This window comes from Streptomyces sp. NPDC001663 (assembly GCF_042893105.1).
Taxonomy (GTDB): domain Bacteria; phylum Actinomycetota; class Actinomycetes; order Streptomycetales; family Streptomycetaceae; genus Streptomyces.
The window spans coordinates 178,370-197,553 of sequence record NZ_JBIAUR010000011.1; the positions used below are offsets into that span (position 1 = coordinate 178,370).

At 71.2% G+C, this 19,184-nt stretch carries 18 protein-coding genes; 11 read left to right on the top strand and 7 right to left on the bottom strand.

Annotated features, from left to right (window positions below):
* Positions 1 to 52: 52 nt before the first annotated feature.
* Positions 53 to 3,061 (top strand): glycoside hydrolase family 3 N-terminal domain-containing protein, encoded by a 3,009-nt coding sequence (locus ACFY1L_RS33015; RefSeq protein ID WP_388832243.1) that lies wholly within the window; start codon positions 53 to 55, stop codon positions 3,059 to 3,061.
* A 57-nt stretch (positions 3,062 to 3,118) separates the two neighbouring features.
* Positions 3,119 to 4,474: a hypothetical protein gene (locus ACFY1L_RS33020; RefSeq protein ID WP_388832245.1), complete on the top strand. Its 1,356-nt coding sequence runs from the start codon at positions 3,119 to 3,121 to the stop codon at positions 4,472 to 4,474.
* Between the two features lie 35 nt (positions 4,475 to 4,509).
* Here ACFY1L_RS33020 and ACFY1L_RS33025 read toward each other — a convergent pair whose 3' ends face one another.
* Positions 4,510 to 4,941 (bottom strand): MarR family winged helix-turn-helix transcriptional regulator, encoded by a 432-nt coding sequence (locus ACFY1L_RS33025; protein ID WP_388832248.1) that lies wholly within the window; start codon positions 4,939 to 4,941, stop codon positions 4,510 to 4,512.
* Between the two features lie 62 nt (positions 4,942 to 5,003).
* Here ACFY1L_RS33025 and ACFY1L_RS33030 point away from each other — a divergent pair, with 62 nt between their 5' ends.
* Genes ACFY1L_RS33030 through ACFY1L_RS33040 form a run of 3 tightly spaced genes read left to right on the top strand, consistent with a single transcriptional unit; the run spans position 5,004 to position 7,052 of the window.
* Positions 5,004 to 6,068, top strand: coding sequence for an FUSC family protein (locus tag ACFY1L_RS33030; RefSeq protein ID WP_388832249.1), 1,065 nt, complete (start codon positions 5,004 to 5,006; stop codon positions 6,066 to 6,068).
* Between the two features lie 55 nt (positions 6,069 to 6,123).
* On the top strand, positions 6,124 to 6,684 hold the full coding sequence (locus tag ACFY1L_RS33035; protein ID WP_388832252.1) for a hypothetical protein: 561 nt from the start codon (positions 6,124 to 6,126) through the stop codon (positions 6,682 to 6,684).
* On the top strand, positions 6,681 to 7,052 hold the full coding sequence (locus ACFY1L_RS33040) for a hypothetical protein (RefSeq protein WP_388832255.1): 372 nt from the start codon (positions 6,681 to 6,683) through the stop codon (positions 7,050 to 7,052). Before ACFY1L_RS33035 ends, ACFY1L_RS33040 begins: the two co-directional genes overlap by 4 nt.
* Positions 7,053 to 7,056: 4 nt before the next feature.
* Here the strand turns inward: ACFY1L_RS33040 and ACFY1L_RS33045 are convergent, their stop codons facing one another.
* Both ACFY1L_RS33045 and ACFY1L_RS33050 read right to left on the bottom strand, forming a co-directional pair.
* Positions 7,057 to 7,734 carry a response regulator gene (locus ACFY1L_RS33045; RefSeq protein ID WP_388832258.1) on the bottom strand — a complete coding sequence of 226 codons (678 nt, stop codon included), beginning with the start codon at positions 7,732 to 7,734 and terminating at the stop codon, positions 7,057 to 7,059.
* Entirely contained in the window at positions 7,731 to 8,933 is a 1,203-nt protein-coding gene (locus tag ACFY1L_RS33050) for a sensor histidine kinase (RefSeq protein WP_388832751.1), read from the bottom strand. Before ACFY1L_RS33050 ends, ACFY1L_RS33045 begins: the two co-directional genes overlap by 4 nt.
* 106 nt (positions 8,934 to 9,039) lie before the next feature.
* Between ACFY1L_RS33050 and ACFY1L_RS33055 the strand changes: the two genes are divergently transcribed.
* Genes ACFY1L_RS33055 through ACFY1L_RS33065 form a run of 3 tightly spaced genes read left to right on the top strand, consistent with a single transcriptional unit; the run spans position 9,040 to position 12,268 of the window.
* Positions 9,040 to 9,978 (top strand): ABC transporter ATP-binding protein, encoded by a 939-nt coding sequence (locus ACFY1L_RS33055; protein WP_388832261.1) that lies wholly within the window; start codon positions 9,040 to 9,042, stop codon positions 9,976 to 9,978.
* Entirely contained in the window at positions 9,975 to 11,504 is a 1,530-nt protein-coding gene (locus ACFY1L_RS33060; RefSeq protein ID WP_388832263.1) for an ABC transporter permease subunit, read from the top strand. Before ACFY1L_RS33055 ends, ACFY1L_RS33060 begins: the two co-directional genes overlap by 4 nt.
* Complete coding sequence (locus ACFY1L_RS33065) at positions 11,501 to 12,268, top strand: ABC transporter permease (RefSeq protein WP_388832266.1); 768 nt, start codon at positions 11,501 to 11,503, stop codon at positions 12,266 to 12,268. The genes ACFY1L_RS33060 and ACFY1L_RS33065 overlap by 4 nt, the downstream gene beginning before the upstream one ends.
* A gap of 102 nt (positions 12,269 to 12,370) precedes the next feature.
* Here the strand turns inward: ACFY1L_RS33065 and ACFY1L_RS33070 are convergent, their stop codons facing one another.
* On the bottom strand, positions 12,371 to 12,925 hold the full coding sequence (locus ACFY1L_RS33070) for a YceI family protein (RefSeq protein WP_388832269.1): 555 nt from the start codon (positions 12,923 to 12,925) through the stop codon (positions 12,371 to 12,373).
* A 132-nt stretch (positions 12,926 to 13,057) separates the two neighbouring features.
* On the opposite strand from ACFY1L_RS33070, the gene ACFY1L_RS33075 reads away from it, so the two are divergent.
* The 3 genes from ACFY1L_RS33075 (at position 13,058) to ACFY1L_RS33085 (ending at position 17,396) form a co-directional block, all read left to right on the top strand.
* The gene (locus ACFY1L_RS33075) at positions 13,058 to 15,385 is read left to right on the top strand and encodes a polysaccharide lyase 8 family protein (protein WP_388832272.1); all 2,328 of its coding nucleotides are present in this window, start codon (positions 13,058 to 13,060) and stop codon (positions 15,383 to 15,385) included.
* Between the two features lie 154 nt (positions 15,386 to 15,539).
* On the top strand, positions 15,540 to 17,147 hold the full coding sequence (locus ACFY1L_RS33080) for an acyl-CoA carboxylase subunit beta (protein WP_388832275.1): 1,608 nt from the start codon (positions 15,540 to 15,542) through the stop codon (positions 17,145 to 17,147).
* Between the two features lie 57 nt (positions 17,148 to 17,204).
* A complete protein-coding gene (locus tag ACFY1L_RS33085) occupies positions 17,205 to 17,396 on the top strand; it encodes an acyl-CoA carboxylase subunit epsilon (RefSeq protein WP_388832278.1) in 192 nt (63 codons plus the stop codon).
* Between the two features lie 117 nt (positions 17,397 to 17,513).
* Here the strand turns inward: ACFY1L_RS33085 and ACFY1L_RS33090 are convergent, their stop codons facing one another.
* The 3 genes from ACFY1L_RS33090 to ACFY1L_RS33100 all read right to left on the bottom strand — a co-directional run bounded on the left by ACFY1L_RS33090 (position 17,514) and on the right by ACFY1L_RS33100 (position 19,178).
* Entirely contained in the window at positions 17,514 to 18,095 is a 582-nt protein-coding gene (locus ACFY1L_RS33090) for an ATP/GTP-binding protein (RefSeq protein ID WP_026248371.1), read from the bottom strand.
* Positions 18,076 to 18,669, bottom strand: a complete 594-nt coding sequence (locus ACFY1L_RS33095) for a DUF742 domain-containing protein (RefSeq protein WP_388832281.1) — start codon at positions 18,667 to 18,669, stop codon at positions 18,076 to 18,078. The genes ACFY1L_RS33090 and ACFY1L_RS33095 overlap by 20 nt, the downstream gene beginning before the upstream one ends.
* Before the next feature lie 95 nt (positions 18,670 to 18,764).
* Positions 18,765 to 19,178, bottom strand: coding sequence for a roadblock/LC7 domain-containing protein (locus ACFY1L_RS33100; protein ID WP_007384910.1), 414 nt, complete (start codon positions 19,176 to 19,178; stop codon positions 18,765 to 18,767).
* Positions 19,179 to 19,184 lie beyond the last annotated feature (6 nt).

The window sequence follows — 19,184 nt, forward strand, 5'->3', positions numbered from 1 at the left end:
CTCACGGCGTGATCTAAGTCCTGAGTGAACCACGAGAGTCGAGGGATGGTCCATGCCAAGAACCGCTCTGCTCGTCTCCGCCGCACTGCTCGCCGCGTTCCTGTCGCCAACCGTTTCCCGGGCCGCCGACGATCCCGCCCCGGTCCCCGTGGACCGCTTCGAGGGCGAGGTCCCCTTCGCGAACCAGCCCGCCGAGGGCATCTTCACCTGGGGCGGCGACAGCGACGATCCGCCAACTCTCCGGCTCGGTCCACGAGATGACGCTCCCGAGGGCGAGAAGGTCCTCACCGGCACCTACGACATCAGCGGCTACGGCGGCTTCACCCACGACTTCGCCGCGAACGAACCCGCCCACGACTGGTCCGCCCACAAGGGCATCCGCTTCTGGTGGGAGGGACGGAACAACGGCAAGAAGGTCGCCTTCGAGATCAAGGACGGCGGCGCGAACGGCGAGGCCTCCGAGCTGTGGACGACCTCCTTCACCGACGACTTCAGCGGCTGGAAACAGGTCGAGATCCCCTTCACCGACTTCGTCTACCGCACGGACTACCAGCCCGTCGGCGGCATCGACCACGTCCTCGGGCTCACGCAGATGTGGGGGTACGCCGTCACCCTCCCCGTCGGCGTCAAGGATCAATTCGCCATGGACGACGTCGAGTTGTACGGCAAGGCCGACCAGTCCCTGCGGGCGACCGTGACGACCGACGGCGCCGTCCACCCCGTCGAGGAGGGCGGCACGGCCACCGTCAAGGTCACCGTCGCCACCACCGGCTCCGTACCCCTCGACGACCCGGTGACTGTCGCGTACGAGACCACCGGCGGTAGCGCGGACCCCGGCAGGGACTACACGCCGGTCTCCGGCACCCTGACCTTCCCGGCCGGTACGGCCTCCGGCGCGACGCGGACCGTCCGGGTGGCGACCCTGCGCGACAAGGCCGCCGAGCCCGCCGAGACCATCCCGCTCAAGCTGACCGTCACCGGCGCCAAGGCCCCGGCCGAGACCCCGCAGGTAGTCGTCGACGCACACGGACTGCCGTATCTGGACGCGAAGTTGCCCGTGAAGAAGCGCGTCGCGGACCTCGTGAGCCGGATGTCCCTCGAGGAGAAGGCCGGCCAGATGACCCAGGCCGAGCGCGGGGCCGTCGGAGAGGGCGGCGACGTCACGGCTTACAACCTCGGCTCGCTCCTGTCCGGCGGCGGCTCCACACCCACGCCCAACACCGCGGATGCCTGGGCGAAGATGATCGACGGCTTCCAACTCCGGGCGCAGGCAACGCGGTTCCAGATCCCGCTGATCTACGGCGTCGACGCCGTCCACGGTCACAACAACCTGGTCGGCGCCACGATCATGCCGCACAACACAGGTATCGGGGCCACCCGCGATCCCCAACTCGCCCAGAAGACAGGCGCGGTGACGGCATCCGAGGTCCGCGCCACCGGCATCCCCTGGGACTTCGCCCCCTGCCTCTGCGTCACCCGCGACGAACGCTGGGGCCGCTCCTACGAGTCCTTCGGTGAGGACCCGGCCCTGGTGCAGGACATGGAGACGGTCATCCAGGGCCTCCAAGGCGCCCCGAACGGCAAGGACTTGAAGGACGACGACAAGGTCCTCGCCACCGCCAAGCACTTCGTCGGCGACGGCGGCACCGAGTACGGCTCCTCGACGACCGGCACGTACACCATCGACCAGGGCGTCACCAAGGTCACCCGGCAGCAGCTGGAGGCCATCCACCTGGCGCCGTACGAGACCGCCGTCGACCGGGGTATCGGCTCGGTCATGCCGTCGTACTCCTCGCTCGACATCCTCGGCGACGGACAGGGCCCGGTGAAGATGCACGCCCGCGCCGACATGATCAACGGCGTGCTCAAGGGCCGGATGGGCTTCGACGGCTTCGTCATCAGCGACTGGAACGCCATCGACCAGCTGCCCGGCGACTACGCCGCCCATGTCGGCACGGCGGTCAACGCGGGCGTCGACATGATGATGGTGCCGTACTCCTACAAGGACTTCAGCGCGATGCTGATCGACCTGGTGAAGGCGGGGAAGGTCGGCGAGAAGCGGGTCGACGACGCCGTGTCGCGCATCCTCACCGAGAAGTTCGAGCTCGGCCTCTTCGAGAAGCCGTACGCCGACACCGGTAACGCCTCGCAGATCGGCTCCGCCGCGCACCGGGCCGTCGCCCGGCAGGCGGCCGCCGAGTCGCAGGTGCTGCTGAAGAACACCGGTGGTGTGCTCCCGCTGAAGAAGAACCAGAAGGTGTACGTCGCCGGGTCCAACGCGGACGACCTCGGCAACCAGACCGGCGGCTGGACCGTCACCTGGCAGGGCGCGTCCGGCACGCACACCCAGGGCACGACCGTCCTCGACGGCATGCGGAAGGACGGTGACGTCACCTACTCGAAGGACGCCTCCGCGCCCACGACCGGCTACGACGTCGGTGTGGTCGTCGTCGGCGAGACCCCGTACGCCGAGGGCGTCGGTGACGTCGGCAACGGGCACGATCTGCAGCTCTCCGCCGCCGACCAGGCCGCCGTCGACAAGGTGTGCGCGGCCATGAAGTGCGCGGTGCTGATCGTCTCCGGGCGCCCCCAGCTGATCGGCGACCGGCTCGGCGGGATCGACGCCCTGGTGGCGTCCTGGCTGCCGGGCACGGAGGGCGACGGGGTCGCCGACGTGCTCTACGGCAAGCGGCCCTTCACCGGCCAACTGCCCGTCACCTGGCCCAAGTCCGAGGCCCAGCTGCCGATCAACGTCGGCGATGCCTCGTACGATCCGCAGTTCCCGTACGGCTGGGGCCTGACCACCCTGACCAAGGTGCCGGAGGGCGGCACAGTGACGCTGAAGGCGCTCGCCGTTGCCGCCGCCGTCGCCGAGAAGGCGGGCGCCGACAAGGCCGGCCGGGCGCTCGTGACCAAGGCGCGGCTGATCGTGCAGCAGAAGGTGGGCACGGGCATCACGGCTGCGGTCGCGAAACCCTTCGCCGACGCGGACCACCTCTCGCTCACCGGACGGTACGGAGCGGCGGTGGAGAAGCTGATCGCGGCCTACAGGGCCGCCTGAGGAATCCGCCGCCTGCAGGGATGACCAGTTTTGGGATGCTTCGGGTAGCTTCGAACTATGAAGCCCGGCGTACGGACCCGAAGCCTCCCAGGGCTGCTCCTGGCCGTGGTGCTCGCCGCCCTGACCGTACTGTCGGCGGGCGCCCTGCCGGCCGCCGCCGACACGAGCGTCTCGGCGGTCGCGGAGGCCCTGCGCAGGAGTCCCGTCTACGTCGACCCGGCCGCCTCGGCCCAGCTCTCGAAGTCCGACGCCGACGCCCTCGCCAAGAAGATCAAGAACGCCGACAAGCCCCTCTTCGTGGCGGTCCTCCCGGCCGGCTACCCGACGGCGAACCTCTTCCGGAACCTGCGCACCGACACCGGCATCACCGGCCTGTACGCGATCCGCCTGGGCGACCGCTTCGACGCGAGGGCCGACTCCTCCGTCCTGCCGCGCACCGCCGTACAGAACCTGGTCACCAGCGTGCAGGACGACAAGAACGCCAAGACCCAGCTGACGGACTTCACGGACCGCGCCCTCACCAACATGGGCGGCTCCGCGCCGTCGAGCTGGGGGTCCTCGTCCGACAGCGGCGGGATGTCGTCCACCGCGCTGATCACCGTGGGCGCGGTACTGGTGGCCGGAGGAGGCGGCGCGTACGCACTCGTACGACGCAACAGGCGCCGCAAGGCCGAGGAGCGGCAGGCCGCGCTGGAACGCCTCCGGGTCGTGGTCGACGAGGACATCACCGCCTTCGGCGAGGAGCTGGACCGCCTCGACTTCCACCCGGCGGAGCCGGGCGCCGACGACGCCATGCGCGCGGACTACGAACGCGCACTGGACGCCTACGAGCAGGCCAAGTCGTACATGGCCGCCGCCACCAGACCCGAGGACGTCCGCGCCGTCACCCAGGCCCTGGAGGACGGCCGCTTCTCGCTCGCCCAGCTCGCCGCCCGCCGCGAGGGCCGCCCCCTGCCCGAGCGCCGGCCACCCTGCTTCTTCGACCCGCGCCACGGCCCCTCCGTCGCCGACGCCTCCTGGACACCCCCGGACGGCGCCCCACGCGAGGTCCCCGTCTGCGCGGCCGACGCGACCCGCCTCGCCGACGGCCGCGACCCCGTCATCCGTGAGGTCGACACCGACTACGGCCGCCGTCCGTACTGGGACGCGGGCCCCGCCTACGGCCCCTGGGCCGGCGGCTACTTCGGCGGCGGCCTCCTCCCGGGCCTCCTCGTCGGCACCCTCCTCGGCAGCATGATGGCCAGCCCGGCCTACGCGGCCGACTACGGCTCCGGCTACGGCGACTTCGCCGGTTACGGCGGCGGAGACACCTCCGGCGCGGACTTCGACTCCGGCGACTTCGGCGGCGGCTTCGGTGACGGCGGCGGAGGGGACTTCGGAGGCGGAGGCGACTTCGGGGGCGGAGGGTTCTGACGCCGACCGTCCGTCCACGGCTCGAGACCGTCCGGCTACGGCTCCTGATGGTCCGCGAGCCGTTCCATCAGGTCGGCCGCCAGCCTCAGCACTCCCTGCTCCGTCGGGCTCAGGGATGCGAGCGCCTCGGCCAGCCAGGCATCGCGCTCGGCCATGTCCCGCTCCAGCGCCCGCCGCCCCTCCGCGGTCAGCGACAGCACGGACTGCCGCCGGTCGACCGTGCCCGGCTCGCGTACGACCAGCCCCTCCGCCTCCAGCTCCGCGAAGACCCGGGTCAGCGACTGCGGCCGCTGGCGCTCGGCCGCCGCGACCTCGCCGGGCGTGGCGGACCCGTGCCGGTGCAGATGCCCGAGCACGGACAGCTGGTTGGGGCTGAGACTCCCCTCGCCGCGCTCCTGCCGCAGCCGACGGTTGAGCCGGACGAGACCGCGACGGATGCGTGCGGCGTCGGGAAGGAGGTGGTTCATGACAGAAATCGTACGCGAATACTTACTACCTCGCCGTTAGCGACCTCCGTATCATCACGACAGTGACCGCCAAACTAATACGCAACGCGTACGAAGCGGCGCTGACGATGACCGCCGTGCTGCTCTGCTGGGCCGCCGCCCTGGCACTGGAAGGTGCCGCCGGACTGCACACCGACGTGCTCGTCCTCGCGGTCGCCCTGACCCTCACGCTCGCCTCCACCCAGCGCACCGCCGACACCCGCCGCCGGGTCGCCTCGCTGGTGCTGCTGCCCGCGACGGCCGGTGCCTCGATCTTCCTCGGCCGTCTGATCGCCTCGCACTACGCGATCGGCGCCGCCGTCTTCACGGCCGCCATGGCGGTGGCCATCTGGATCCGCCGCTACGGCCCCGCCGCCACCAAGGCCGGCACCCTGATGACCCTGCCGCTGGTCGCCCTCCTGGTCGTCCCCGGTCCCGCGCTGCCGCCCGAGGCACAGAGCGGGCTGGTGACCTGGGGCTGGTCGGCGCTGATCGGGGCGGCGGCGTGCGGGTGCGTGTGGTTGGTGCAGGGGTTGGGGGACCGGTTCGGGCCTTGGCGCGCGGAGGCCGCCGCGGAACCGCCGCGCCGTCCCTCCCGGCTCCACCCCCGGCCCAGCACCCGCATGGCCCTGCAGATGGCGGCCGGTATCGCCGTCGCCTTCGCCCTCGGCCACCTGCTCTTCGACGGCCACTGGCCCTGGGTCGTCCTCACCGCCTACGTCGCCGCGAGCGGCAACCGCGGCCGAACCGACGTGCTGCGCAAGGGAGTCGAGCGCCTCGCCGGGGCGACCGTCGGCACCCTCCTGGCGGCGGGCGTGGCGACGGCCGGAATCAGCGGCCGTGCCGCCGTGGCGCTGATGTTCACCGTCCTCACGGTGGCCCTGTGGCTGCGCCCCCTCAACTACGCCTACTGGGCCGCCGGCATGACCTGCGCCCTCTCCCTCCTCCTCGGCTACTTCGGCCAGGACGCCCAGCACCTGCTCCCCACCCGCCTGGAGGGCATCGCCGTCGGCGCGGCACTGTCCGTGGCGTCGGCCTGGTGGCTGCTGCCGGTGCCGCGCAGGCGGACAACGGCGGCACAGATCGCCGTACGGCCAAGTGACGGCTGAAATGGGGCCGATCGGCCGATATCCATCGGTCGGCCGATGCGCCTAGGCTCGCGCCATGGTGACCCCACCCGAGGGGGACGACAGGGACGTCGTCGAGATCCTCGGCGCGGACCGGCCCCAGTTCCGGGAGCGCTGGCGGGGACTGTCGCGCCGCTCCCGGGTCACCATCGCCGCCTCGGCCTGCGTGGCCGTACTCGGCGGGGTCCTGGGCTACGTCGTCGAGAACCGCCCTCCGCCACCGCCGCCCGACCCGGCCGCCGTCACCACTGCCCGCATCACGGAGGTGGGCATGCCCGACCACCTCAGCCCGGAGTTCCCGGTCACCCTCCGCGTCACGGCCGACTCCCGCGTCATGTTCACGGGTATGGCGGGCGGCTACGACAACCTGTTGCTGTGGGGCATGCCCGCCCCCGGTACCGCGCTCGTCCCCGGTCAGGCACGCACCCTGCACACCCGCTTCAACGTCTTCTGCCACGGGCACGCCCCACGGCGCGGAATGCCCCTGCTGATCCTGATCGTGCGCAACGAGCGCGGCGAGGGACGCGCCCAAGTCGTCCCCACCGAGGCCCAGTTCGACCGGATCGGGCAAGCTGTGCGGAAGGCCTGCCGCAAGTGACCGCCGTCGAGATCCTCGAAGCGGGCCGGCCACCGCTCCGGGAGCGCCCGCAGACACTGCCGCCCCGGGCCGGGGCCACGCTCACCGCCTCCACCTGCCTGGTCGCGCTCGCGCTGCTCACCGGCTGCCTCCTCGCCCCGCCCCCGGCGTCCCGCGCGCTCACCGGCGTCGGCGGCACACCCGCGAGCAACCCGTACGTCCACCGCGCCGCCGCCTGCCGGCACTGGCTGTCGCACCCGCACGAGGGCACACCCCTGCTGCACCTGACGCTGCACACCTGGCACGGCGACCGGTACGTGACCATGGCGCCCGCCCCGGCCCGATACGACGGGCTCGACCGCGTACTCCAGCCGGTGTGTGCGGGCTGACCCGTCATCCCGTCCGCGGCACGACCAGCCCCGTCTCGTACGCCATCACGACCGCCTGCGTACGATCGCGCAGCCCCAGCTTGGACAGGATCCGGCTGACGTGCGTCTTCACCGTCTCCTCGCCGACATGCAGCCGCTCGGCGAGCTCCGGGTTCGACAGCCCCTCCGCCAGCAGCCGCAGCACGTCCGTCTCGCGCGGGGTGAGCCCGGCGAGCGTGCCCTGGGCGGGCGCCCTGGGCCGCATCCGGGCGAACTCGGCGATCAGTCGCCGGGTGATCGCGGGCGCGAGCAGCGCCTCACCGGCGGCGACCACCCGCACCGCCTCGAACAGCCGCTCCGCCGTCACGTCCTTGAGCAGGAACCCGCTGGCCCCGGCGGCGAGGGCGTCGTACACGTGCTCGTCCAGGTCGAAGGTGGTGAGGACGAGGACGCGCGGCGCGTCCGGTCCGCTGTGGAGTTCCGCCGTCGCCCGGATGCCGTCCATGACCGGCATGCGTACGTCCATGAGGACCACGTCGGGTCCCTGCTCCCGGCACACGCGCACCGCCTCGGCGCCGTCGCAGGCGGTGCCGACGACGCTGAAGTCGGGCTGGGTGGCGAGGAGCCCGGCGTAACCGGCACGGACGACCTCGTGGTCGTCGGCCACGACTATCCGGACGCCCGCGCCCGCGCCCGCGCTCATGCGAGGGCCTCCGCGCGCACCGGGAGCCGTGCCTCGACGAGGAAGCCGCCGCCCGGCGCCGGTCCGGTGCCGAGCGTGCCGCCGACCGTCGCCGCGCGCTCGCGCATGCCGAGCAGGCCGTGACCGGGGGAGCCGGGAGATCCGGGGGAGTGGGGTGAGCCGGGGGCCGCCGGGCCGGGCCCGTTGTCCCGGATCCGGATCGCCAACTCGTCCTCCTCGTACCGGAGTTCCACGTCCACGGCCGCACCCGGCGCATGCCGTCGCGCGTTGGTCAGCGCCTCCTGGACGATCCGGTACGCGGTGACCTCGATGCCCGGGTCGAGCGGTCCGACCGACCCGCTGACGATCAGCCGGGTCCCCGAACCGGCCGCGTCGCGCGACTCGTCCAGCAGCTCCATCAACTGTCCGAGACCGGGTTGGGGCCGACGCCGCACACCCGTGTCCGTGTCGTTTGCGTCTTCCCGCAGCACGCCCAGCAGCCGGCGCATCTCCGTCAGGGCGGTGCGCGCGGTGTCCCCGATGGCCAGGAAGCGGGCGGCGCCCTCCGGCGGCAGGCCGGGCGTGGTCAGCCGCGCGTTCTCCGCCTGCACTGCGATCATCGAGACGTGGTGCGCCACGACATCGTGCAACTCCCTTGCGATACGGGCCCGTTCGCCCCGGGCGGCATGCTCCAGCAGCGTGTCCGCGAAGGCCTGCTCGGTCGCGCTGTGCGCGAGGGCGGTGCTGCGTACGTGGCGCGCGATGCCGGTCGCGGCGGCGACGGAGGCCGACGTGGCGAGCAGGACGGCCACGATCCGGGTGGCGTCCTCGTGACCGAACAGGGCGATGACGACGTAGGGCGCGACGAGCAGCCCGCCGAGCAGCGGCCGCCCCGTCCGCGCCAGCACGTACACGCAGCTGAGCTGGGCGACGGCGGCACCGAAGGTGAGCGCCTGGAACGGCACGAGCGCAAGCACACAGGCGGCGCTCACGGCGATCGCGGCCCCGGCCCGGCTGCCCCGCCCGACCCCGAGGACGAGGGCGAGAGGCAGCGTCGTGGCGAGCGCCAGCAGCAGTACGACGGCGAGGCTGCTGCTGGGATCGCCACTACGGACGAGCCCCTCGCCGACGGACAGCAGAGCGAGGCCTCCTGAGGCAACGGCGGGGGAGCGAGCGCTTCCCAGGGCCGCCCGCGTCCTTGCCGAAACCCATCTCTCCACGCCCACCCGGTCATTGTGCCCAGGGCCCTCCCGCCCTGCGTCCCCCGCGCGAGGGACCTCCCCGGCGTGACGACACCGCCTGTCCCCACGCCTAGCCTCCGTTGGCATGAGCGACGCAACCATCGAAGTCCGCGACCTGCGCAAGCGGTTCGGCCGGACCCTCGCGGTCGACGGCCTGTCCTTCACGGTCGAGCCCGGCACGGTCACCGGCTTCGTCGGTCCCAACGGCGCGGGCAAGTCCACCACCATGCGGGCCCTGCTGGGACTGGACACCCCCGACGCGGGCGAGGCCCTGATCGGCGGCCGCCGCTACCACGCCCTGCGCACCCCGCTCCTGGAGGTCGGCGCGCTCCTGGACGCCGCCGCACTGCACCCGGCCCGCCGCGGCCGCGACCACCTGCGCTGGCTGGCCAACTCCCACGGCCTGCCGCTGAGCCGGGTGGACGAGGTCCTCGAACAGGTCGGCATGGAAACCGCGGCCCGGCGCAGGGCCGGCGGCTACTCCCTCGGCATGCGCCAGCGCCTGGGCATCGCGGCGGCGTTGCTGGGCGACCCGCCGGTCCTGCTCCTCGACGAGCCCGTCAACGGCCTCGACCCCGAGGGCATCCAGTGGATCCGCACCCTCCTGCGCCACCTGGCCGCCGAGGGCCGCGCGATCCTCGTCTCCAGCCACCTGATGAGCGAACTGGAGGACACCGCCGACCACTTGGTGGTCATCGGCCGCGGCCGCCTGATCGCCGACACCGCGGTCGCCGACCTCCTGGCGGCGGCCTCCGGCGACCGCGTACGCCTGCGCACCGACGCCCGTACGCAGGCCATGGAGCTCCTGGCCGGGGAGGGCGCCACCGTCGCCGTAACGGACCGCGACACCCTCACGATCACCGGCCTCCCCGCCCCACGCATCGTCGAGCTGCTGGGCGAGGCCCGTGTCCCCTTCGCCGAAGTGGGCGCACACCGGGCCACCTTGGAGGAGGCGTACATGGAACTCACCAGAGACGCGGTCGAGTTCACCTCCGCCACGGACACCGACGAGGTGACCCGATGACCACGACCGCCACCCCCTACCGCTCCCGGCTCCACCCGGCCCGCGCCGGCTTCGGCCGTCTCCTGCACGCGGAGTGGACCAAGTTCCGCACGGTCCGCGTCTGGCCGGTCGTCCTGGCCGTCGCCGCCGCGGTCACCGTGCTGATCTGCCAGCTCGGCGCGAGCGGCTCCAGCACCAGCGGCGGCGGGGACGTGACGCTCGGCCCCGACGGCAAGCCGGTCGTCGACGTCTTCCGCTTCACCCACCGCCCGCTGACCGGCGACGGCAGCGTCACGGTTCGCGTCACCGGCATCAAGAGCGCCGACGGCAAGGGCCTGGAGCCCTGGGCGAAGGCCGGGATCATGGTCAAGTCGAGCCTGGTGCTGGGCTCTTCGTACGCGGCGGTGCTCGCCACCCCCGCCCATGGCATCCGTATGCAGTGGAACTTCACCGATGACACGGCGGGCTCGAAGACCGATGTGACGAGGACCCCGCGCTGGCTGCGCCTGACGAGGACGGGCGACCATCTCACCGGCTACGAGTCGGCCGACGGCCACAACTGGTCGAAGATCAAGGACATACGACTCACCGGCCTGCCGCGAACCGTCCAGGTGGGCCTGTTCCTGGGCACCCCCGCCCACCAGAACGTGCACCGCGCCTTCGGCGGCACGAGCGAGAAGTACGGCGGCGGCCTGGTCAGGGGCACCTACGAGCACCTCGCCCTCTCGGGCAGCTCCACCACCTCCTGGACGAACACGGACGTGGGCGGAGCGTCCCCCGGCGGCCCGGCCCCTGGGAACGCCGTCCCCCCGGGCACGACCGCCGTCTCCACGACGGGCACGTACACCCTCACCGGCCACGGCGACATCGCCCCCGCCCAGGACGGCCCCGACCTGGTCCAGATGAGCTTCCAGGGCGTCTTCGTGGGCGTCCTGTTCATGGTCACGCTGGGCGCGCTCTTCATGACGGTCGAATACAAACGGGGCCTGATCCGTACGACGTTCACGGCGACGCCCGCCCGGCTGAAGGTCCTGGCGGCGAAGACGACGGTGATCGCCGCGGTGACCTTCACGGCAGGCCTCCTGGCCACCGCCCTGGGCTTCACCCTCGCCCAGCACGCCCTGCACGCCAATGGCTTCGGACCTCCCGAGTTCCCCGAAGTCTCCCTCCTCGAGAACCCGGCGCTGCGGGCGGTGGTGGGCAGCGCGGCCCTGCTCTCCCTGGTGGCGGTCCTGGCGCTGGCCCTCGGCGCCGTCCTCCGCAACAGCGCGGGCACCATAGCGACGGTCGTGGTCCTCGTGATCCTCCCGCAGATCCTGTCCTTCGCCTTCCCGCTCCCCGCCGCGCAGTGGCTGCTGCGGGTGACCCCGGCGGCGGCCTTCGCGATCCAGCAGGGCGTCACCCACTACCCCCAGGTGCAGTACAACTGCCTCCCGGAAAGCGGCTGTTACCCCCTCGCCCCCTGGAACGGCTTCGCCGTCCTCGCGGCCTACACGGCGGCGGCCCTGCTGCTGGCGGCCTGGCGCCTGCGCAGGAGGGACGCATGAGATCACTGCACGCCGAGTGGACGAAACTCCGCACGCTGCCGAGTACTTGGTGGCTGCTGGCGGCGACGGTGGTCCTGACGGCCGCGGTCGGCGCGGCGGCAGCCGCCTCGCTCACCCACGACGTGTGCCCGTCCCCGTCCAGCTGCCACGAGGACACGGTCAAGCTGGCCCTGACGGGAGTCTGGCTGAGCCAGGCGACCTGCCTGGTCCTGGGCGCCCTGTCGATGGGCGCGGAGTACGGCACGGGCACGATCACCACGACCCTGACGGCGATCCCGATCCGCCCCCGCGTGCTCGCGGCCAAGGCGACCGCGCTGGCGGCACTGACGGCGGCCGCGGGAGCCGTGGCGACCGTGACGACCCTCTGGATCGCCCGCCGGATCCTCCCCACGAACGGCTTCGAGGCACCGACCCTCACCGACACCGCCACCCTCCGCGCCACGGCAGGCTCGATCCTCATCCTCACCCTGGTCACCCTGCTGGGCCTCTCCCTGGCCACCCTCCTCCGCGACACGGCCGCCGCGATCACCCTGGGCCTGGCCCTCCTCTACGTCGTCCCCCTCCTGGCCGACCTCCTGCCTTCCCCCACCTGGCAGGACCGCCTGCAACGCTGGGCCCCGATCCCGGCGGCCCTCTCCATCCAGGCAACCCGCAACCTGGACCACCTGCCGATCGCCCCATGGCCGGGCCTCGGCGTGCTGGCGGCGTACGCGGCGGGGCTGTTGGCGGCCGGGGCGGTGCTGTTCCACAGACGCGACGCGTGAGGGCCGCCGCCGGTCCGCGAGGTCAGGCTGACCGAGCATGGCGAGCGCCCGCCCTCCTGGTACAGGAGAGCGGGCGCGCTCAGGTGCCGGTGCTGTGAAGGATCAGGCGTTGCGGATCGCCGAGATGTCGAAGTTCAGCTTGATCTTGTCGGAGACCAGCACGCCGCCCGTCTCCAGCGCCGCGTTCCAGGTCAGCCCCCACTCGGAGCGCAGGATCTCCGCCTTGCCCTCGAAGCCGACGCGCTCGTTGCCGAACGGGTCCTTCGCGGCGCCGTTGAACTCGAGGTCGATGCTGAGCGGCTTGGTGGTGCCGAGGATCGTCAGGTCACCGGTGATGCGGTAGTCGTCACCGCCGAGGGACTCCGCCGAGGTCGAGCGGAAGGTCATCGTCGGGAACTCCTCGATCTTGAAGAAGTCCGCGCTCTTGAGGTGACCGTCGCGGTCCGCCGACCCGGTGTCGATGCTCTCCATCTTGACGTCGATGGACGCCCCGGACTTCGACGGGTCGCCGCCGTCCAGGTGCAGCGAGCCGCTGAAGTCGACGAACTTGCCCTTGACGTTGGTCACCATGGCGTGGCGCACGGTGAAGCCGATCGCGGAGTGGGCGGTGTCGATCGTGTAGTCGCCGGTCAGAGCGGTGAGGTCGGGGGTCGCCATGTCATGCTCCTAAGGAGTGATGTTGAATGTTGAACTACTCAACACAGATGACCGTAGACCTATTCCGTTCAAGTTTCAACATCATCCGCAAGGTGTTGGCGTGATTACGCTGAGGTGGTAGATGCCCATGGCATGAACCCACAGCGAAGAGGCCCCGTGAGACTCACGCGTCGAGCCGTCTTACTCGCGGCAGCCCTCCTGGCCACGGCCACCCCCACCGCGCGCGCCGGCGCCGACGACCCGTACGACACCCTCCGCCGCCGCTGGCTCGACATCGCCCTGGGCGCCGGCTACGACCCCACCGCCGAGCCGTACGCCTCCCGCCTCGCCGAGACCGGCGAACTCGCCCGCGCCGCCCAGGCCGGCATGTCCCCGACCCCCACCTCCCTCTGGCCCGGCTACCCCTACGACCCGCCCGCCGGCATCACCCAGAGCTTCGGCCGCCTGTGGACGATGGCCCAGGCCTACGTCCAGCAGGGCACCGGCTCGACCGGCGACCCGGCCCTCCTCGCGGACGTCCTGCGCGGCCTCGACCACCTCTTCGCCACGATCTACAACCCCTCCACCACGCGCTACGGCAACTGGTGGGAATGGCAGATCGGCAGCCCCCGCCTGCTGATGGACATCACGGCCGTCCTCCACGACCACCTCACCGACGCACAGCGGGAAGCGGCCTGCGCCGCCGTCGACCACTTCATCCCCGACACGATGCTCACCGACTACTCCGGCACCTCCACCGGCGCCAACCGCGTCGACCTGTGCCGCTCGGTCGCCCTGCGCGGCATCCTGGGCCGGGCGGACGCCAGGATCGCTCTCGCTCGGGACGCCCTCTCGCCGGTCTTCCCGTACGTCACGAAAGGGGACGGGCTGTACGCGGACGGCTCCTTCGTCCAGCACACCTGGGTGGCGTACTCGGGGACGTACGGACAAGTCATGCTCGACGGCCTCGGCCGTCTCTTCACGCTCCTCGCCGGATCCGCCTGGGAGGTGACCGACCCCGACCGGCAGATCGTCCTCGACAGCGTCGAGCGCGCCTACGCGCCCCTGATCCACGACGGGTTGGTGATGGACAGTGTCAACGGCCGTGCCATCAGCCGGGGTTACCTCAAGAGCGACGACCGGCACCTGATGCGCAGCGACCACTTCCACGGGCAGGGAATCATCGCGGCCATTGCTCTGCTGGCCGGCGGGGCGAGCGAAGCCGAACGCGAGCGCTGGCACTCGTACATCAAGGGCTGGATCGAACGGGACACGGTGACACCGATTCTGACGGCGTCTCAGTTCGGCGTGGCGGACCTCGCCCGTCTGCACACGGTCGCCGCCTCGCCCGCCCCGGCCGCCCCCGAACCCGTAGGCCACCGTCTCTTCCCGGCGATGGACCGCGCCGTCCACCGCCGCCCCCGCTTCACCGCGAACATCGCCATGTGCAGCGACCGCATCACGTACTACGAGTGCGGCAACGGCGAGAACCCGCGCGGCTGGCACACCGGCGCCGGAATGCTCTACTGGTGGCCCGAGGGGCGCAGCGACCAGTACACGGACTGGTTCTGGCCCACCGTCGACTGGTATCGCCTGCCGGGTACGACCGTCTCCACGCTCCGCCTCGGCGACCGCGCGGGTGGCGAATGGGGCGCCCCCAAGCCGGACGTGCGCTGGGTCGGCGGCACGACCGACGGCGAGTACGCGGCCGTGGGCCAGCATCTGAGGGGCCTCGGCTCGACGCTCCAGGCCCGTAAGTCGTGGTTCTGCGTCGAGGACGCGGTGATCTGCCTGGGTGCCGGGATCACGTGCACCGACGGGGTGCCCGTCGAGACGGTTGTCGACAACCGCAACTTGGGGGAGAGCGGAACGCAGCAGTTCGTGCGAGGCCGGGGCTGGGCCCACCTCGACGGCCACGGCGGCTGGGTCGTACCGGACGGGCGTCTGTCGGACCTCCGCGAGGACCGCACCGGCGCCTGGTCCGACATCAACACGACCAGTACGACGGAACAGCGCACCCGGCGCTGGCAGACCCTCTGGCTCGACCACGGCACCGACCCGACGGACGCCACGTACCTGTACGTCCTCATGCCCGGAGCCTCCCGCCACGCCGTCGCGGCCCGCGCCGCCGACCGCCACTGGCTGTCGCTCCTCGCCAACGACAGCGCCCGTCAGGCCGTCCACGTCCCCTCCCTCGGCCTGACGGCGGCCAACTTCTGGCAGCCCGGCACCGCGGGCCCGCTGACCGCCTCCGCGCCCGCCGGCGTCCTCGTACGCCGTCGGGCCCGCACCGCTACGCTCTGCGTGAGCGAGCCGCCCCGTACGGGCGAACCGGTCGAGATCACCTGGGACCACCCGGCGCGCGGGGTCCTCCGCGCTGACGAGACGGTCGAAGTCCTCTCCACCGGCCGCCGTACGACCCTGCGGATTACCCCAGGCGTGTCATGTGCGACTCACCGATGTGTCCTGGCTCTCGGCTGACGGCTTTGTGTGGCCCCTACAACGCGGGAGCCCTCTGAACAGTCGGAACGCCTGCATGCCGTCCGGGTTCTGTTCAGTGGCACCAGGAAAAGGGGGCAGAGACTGTACGGAGTCGACGGCTCGCAATCCTTGGTGGGCTTCGTATGGTCACTACATGACCGTTTTGGATGAGGCGCCGGGTGAGTCGACGGGTGAGCCGGTGAGCGAGCCGACGGACGCGCGCGGCCGGGTGGCCGAGCTGCACGAGATCCGTGCGCGGGCGTTGGCCGGACCGAGCGAGAAGGCGACCCAGGCGCAGCACGCCAAGGGCAAGCTGACCGCGCGCGAGCGCATCGAGCTGCTGCTGGACGCGGGCTCCTTCCAGGAGGTCGAGCAGCTGCGCCGGCACCGGGCCACCGGCTTCGGCCTGGAGGCCAAGAAGCCGCACACGGACGGTGTGATCACCGGCTGGGGCACGGTGGAGGGCCGCACGGTCTTCGTCTACGCCCATGACTTCCGCATCTTCGGCGGCGCCCTGGGCGAGGCCCACGCCACCAAGATCCACAAGATCATGGACATGGCCATCGCGGCCGGCGCCCCGCTGGTCTCGCTGAACGACGGCGCGGGCGCCCGCATCCAGGAGGGCGTGTCCGCGCTCGCCGGCTACGGCGGCATCTTCCAGCGCAACACCAGGGCCTCCGGCGTCATCCCGCAGATCTCGGTGATGCTCGGCCCGTGCGCGGGCGGCGCCGCCTACAGCCCCGCCCTGACGGACTTCGTGTTCATGGTCCGCGAGACCTCGCAGATGTTCATCACCGGCCCGGACGTGGTCAAGGCCGTCACCGGCGAGGAGATCACCCAGAACGGCCTGGGCGGCGCCGACGTCCACGCCGAGACCTCCGGCGTCTGCCACTTCGCCTACGACGACGAAGAGACCTGCATCGCCGAGGTCCGCTACCTCCTCTCGCTGCTCCCGCAGAACAACCGTGAGAACCCTCCGCGAGTGGAGTCCGAGGACGCGGCGGACCGGCGCAGCGAGGTGCTCCTGGACCTGGTCCCGGCGGACGGCAACCGGCCGTACGACATGGCCAAGGTCATCGAGGAGATCGTCGACGACGGCGAGTACCTCGAGGTCCACGAGCGCTGGGCCCGCAACATCATCTGCGCCCTGGCCCGTCTGGACGGCCAAGTAGTGGGCATCGTCGCCAACCAGCCGCAGACGCTCGCGGGCGTCCTGGACATCGAGGCGAGCGAAAAAGCTGCGCGCTTTGTCCAGATGTGTGACGCTTTTAACATCTCGATCGTCACCTTCCTGGACGTCCCGGGGTTCCTCCCCGGTGTCGACCAGGAGCACGGCGGCATCATCCGCCACGGCGCGAAGCTCCTCTACGCCTACTGCAACGCGACCGTGCCGCGGATCTCGCTGATCCTGCGCAAGGCGTACGGCGGTGCGTACATCGTCATGGACAGCCAGTCCATCGGTGCGGACCTCACGTATGCCTGGCCGACGAACGAGATCGCCGTGATGGGCGCCGAAGGGGCCGCCAACGTCATCTTCCGGCGACAGATCGCAGAGGCCGAGGACCCCGAGGCCATGCGGGCCCGCATGGTCAAGGAGTACAAGTCCGAGCTGATGCACCCGTACTACGCGGCCGAGCGCGGCCTGGTCGACGACGTCATCGACCCGACCGAGACCCGCGAGATCCTCGTCCGCTCGCTGGCGATGCTGCAGACCAAGCACGCCGACCTGCCCTCGCGCAAGCACGGCAACCCCCCGCAGTAACCCGGCGGACCCTCCGCGATACCCCCGCGGAAACCTCTCTCACGGAGACTGAGACCTATGAGCACCCCTGACATTCGCGTCGAGAAGGGCCACGCCGAGCCCGAGGAAGTGGCCGCCATCACGGCCATCCTCCTGGCTCGCGCCGCGGCCGCCCCGTCGGACGTCCAGACCCACCGCGGCCGCGCGAAAGCCGGCTGGCGCCGCCTGGAGCGCGAGCCCGGCTTCCGGGCCCCGCACAGCTGGCACTGAGTCTGCACAACGCTGAAGGGCCCCTCCCTAACGGGAGGGGCCCTTCAGCGTTGTCCGCGTCCTCGGCCAAGACGAAGGGCCCCCTCCGTGCGGAGGGGGCCCTTCAGCGTCGTACGACTACCGCAGGCGAGCCATCAGCGCGTGCTCGACGAGCGTGATCAGCGCCGACTTCGCGTCCGCACGGTGGCGGGCATCCGTCGTGATGATCGGGGTGTCCGGGCCGATCTGCAGAGCCTCCCGCACCTCGTCCGGGTTGTACGGCTGGTTGCCGTCGAAGCCGTTGAGCGCGATCACGAACGGGAGACCCGAGTTCTCGAAGTAGTCGACCGCGGGGAAGCAGTCGGCAAGGCGCCTGGTGTCAACCAGGACGATCGCGCCGATGGCACCGCGCACCAGGTCGTCCCACATGAACCAGAAGCGGTCCTGACCGGGGGTGCCGAACAGGTACAGGATCAGGTCCTGGTCCAGGGTGATGCGGCCGAAGTCCATGGCGACCGTGGTGGTCGTCTTGTCTCCGGTGTGGGTGAGGTCGTCGATGCCCGCCGAAGCGGATGTCATCACGGCCTCTGTGCGCAGCGGGTTGATCTCCGAGACGGCGCCGACGAACGTGGTCTTGCCCACGCCGAAGCCGCCCGCCACCACGATCTTCGCGGAGGTGGTGGAGCGGGAAGGACCGCCGCTAGAGCTTGCGAAGTCCACTGAGCACCCTTTCGAGCAGTGTCACGTCTGGCTGGCCGCCGGCGTTCTCGTCGCCGCCGGGCTGATGGATGGCGACCAGTCCTGCTTCCGCCAGGTCGGCGACGAGGATCCTGGCCACGCCGAGGGGGATCGTCAGCAGTGCCGAGATCTCGGCCACCGACTTGATCTCTCGGCAGAGGTTGCAGATCCGCTGATGCTCGGGCAGCTGGCCCTGCATCTGGTGCGGCTGCGCGGTGGTGTGCACCAGCGCCTCGATGGCGAGCTGGTAGCGAGGGCGGGTCCGGCCGCCGGTCATGGCGTACGGACGCACCAGGGGGTTGTTCGACGCCCCTGCGGGCGCCGGCTCAGGGGCGCGTCGCTGCGGCTGCACGGGCTGGATACGCGGCGCCGGCGGCTGGTCGTACGGCGACGGCCCAGGTCCCTGCGGACCCTGGGGCGCGTACGGCTGGTGACGCCGCTGGCTCGGGGTGGAGGGGAAGTTGTAGCGGTTCGGGTTCTGGGAACCGTCGCCCTGGCCCTGGGCAGGGCCGTACGACCAGTTGCCAGAATTCGAACCGCCTGGGGGTGTTGCCACTTTCTCCTCCTCCGACTGTGCCGGGCACCCAATCCCTGTGGAGCCGCGTCCCGAAACCTTACGGCCCCGGGACGCCAAAACGCACCGTCTGTCTGTCAGTTGAGCAGGCTGCCTTGGAGCTCCGCACGAAGATCCGGCGTCAGAACCGAGCCGGCCCGGTCCACCAGAAGTGCCATCTCGTACCCAATGAGGCCGATGTCCGCCTCGGGGTGCGCGAGAACCGCGAGCGAGGAACCGTCGGATACGGACATGATGAACAGGAATCCCCGCTCCATCTCCACAACCGTCTGGTTCACGGCGCCGCCCTCGAAGATCCGGGAGGCGCCCGCCGTCAGTGACGTCAGACCGGAGGCGACGGCCGCAAGCTGGTCGGCGCGGTCGCGGGGAAAACCTTCGGACATCGCCAGAAGGAGTCCGTCGGCGGAGACCACCACCGTGTGGGACACCCCCGGGGTGTTGTCCACGAAGTTGGTGATCAACCAGTTCAGGTTCTGTGCCGCCTGGCTCATCGGGCT

Excerpts from the sequence above, each read along its gene's own strand:
- ACFY1L_RS33015 (WP_388832243.1), top strand. The coding sequence starts at position 53 with ATGCCAAGAACCGCTCTGCTCGTCTCCGCCGCACTGCTCGCCGCGTTC.
- ACFY1L_RS33020 (WP_388832245.1), top strand. The coding sequence starts at position 3,119 with ATGAAGCCCGGCGTACGGACCCGAAGCCTCCCAGGGCTGCTCCTGGCC.
- ACFY1L_RS33025 (WP_388832248.1), bottom strand. The coding sequence starts at position 4,941 with ATGAACCACCTCCTTCCCGACGCCGCACGCATCCGTCGCGGTCTCGTC.
- ACFY1L_RS33035 (WP_388832252.1), top strand. The coding sequence starts at position 6,124 with ATGGTGACCCCACCCGAGGGGGACGACAGGGACGTCGTCGAGATCCTC.
- ACFY1L_RS33045 (WP_388832258.1), bottom strand. The coding sequence starts at position 7,734 with ATGAGCGCGGGCGCGGGCGCGGGCGTCCGGATAGTCGTGGCCGACGAC.
- ACFY1L_RS33055 (WP_388832261.1), top strand. The coding sequence starts at position 9,040 with ATGAGCGACGCAACCATCGAAGTCCGCGACCTGCGCAAGCGGTTCGGC.
- ACFY1L_RS33060 (WP_388832263.1), top strand. The coding sequence starts at position 9,975 with ATGACCACGACCGCCACCCCCTACCGCTCCCGGCTCCACCCGGCCCGC.
- ACFY1L_RS33065 (WP_388832266.1), top strand. The coding sequence starts at position 11,501 with ATGAGATCACTGCACGCCGAGTGGACGAAACTCCGCACGCTGCCGAGT.
- ACFY1L_RS33070 (WP_388832269.1), bottom strand. The coding sequence starts at position 12,925 with ATGGCGACCCCCGACCTCACCGCTCTGACCGGCGACTACACGATCGAC.
- ACFY1L_RS33075 (WP_388832272.1), top strand. The coding sequence starts at position 13,058 with ATGAACCCACAGCGAAGAGGCCCCGTGAGACTCACGCGTCGAGCCGTC.
- ACFY1L_RS33080 (WP_388832275.1), top strand. The coding sequence starts at position 15,540 with ATGACCGTTTTGGATGAGGCGCCGGGTGAGTCGACGGGTGAGCCGGTG.
- ACFY1L_RS33085 (WP_388832278.1), top strand. The coding sequence starts at position 17,205 with ATGAGCACCCCTGACATTCGCGTCGAGAAGGGCCACGCCGAGCCCGAG.
- ACFY1L_RS33100 (WP_007384910.1), bottom strand. The coding sequence starts at position 19,178 with ATGAGCCAGGCGGCACAGAACCTGAACTGGTTGATCACCAACTTCGTG.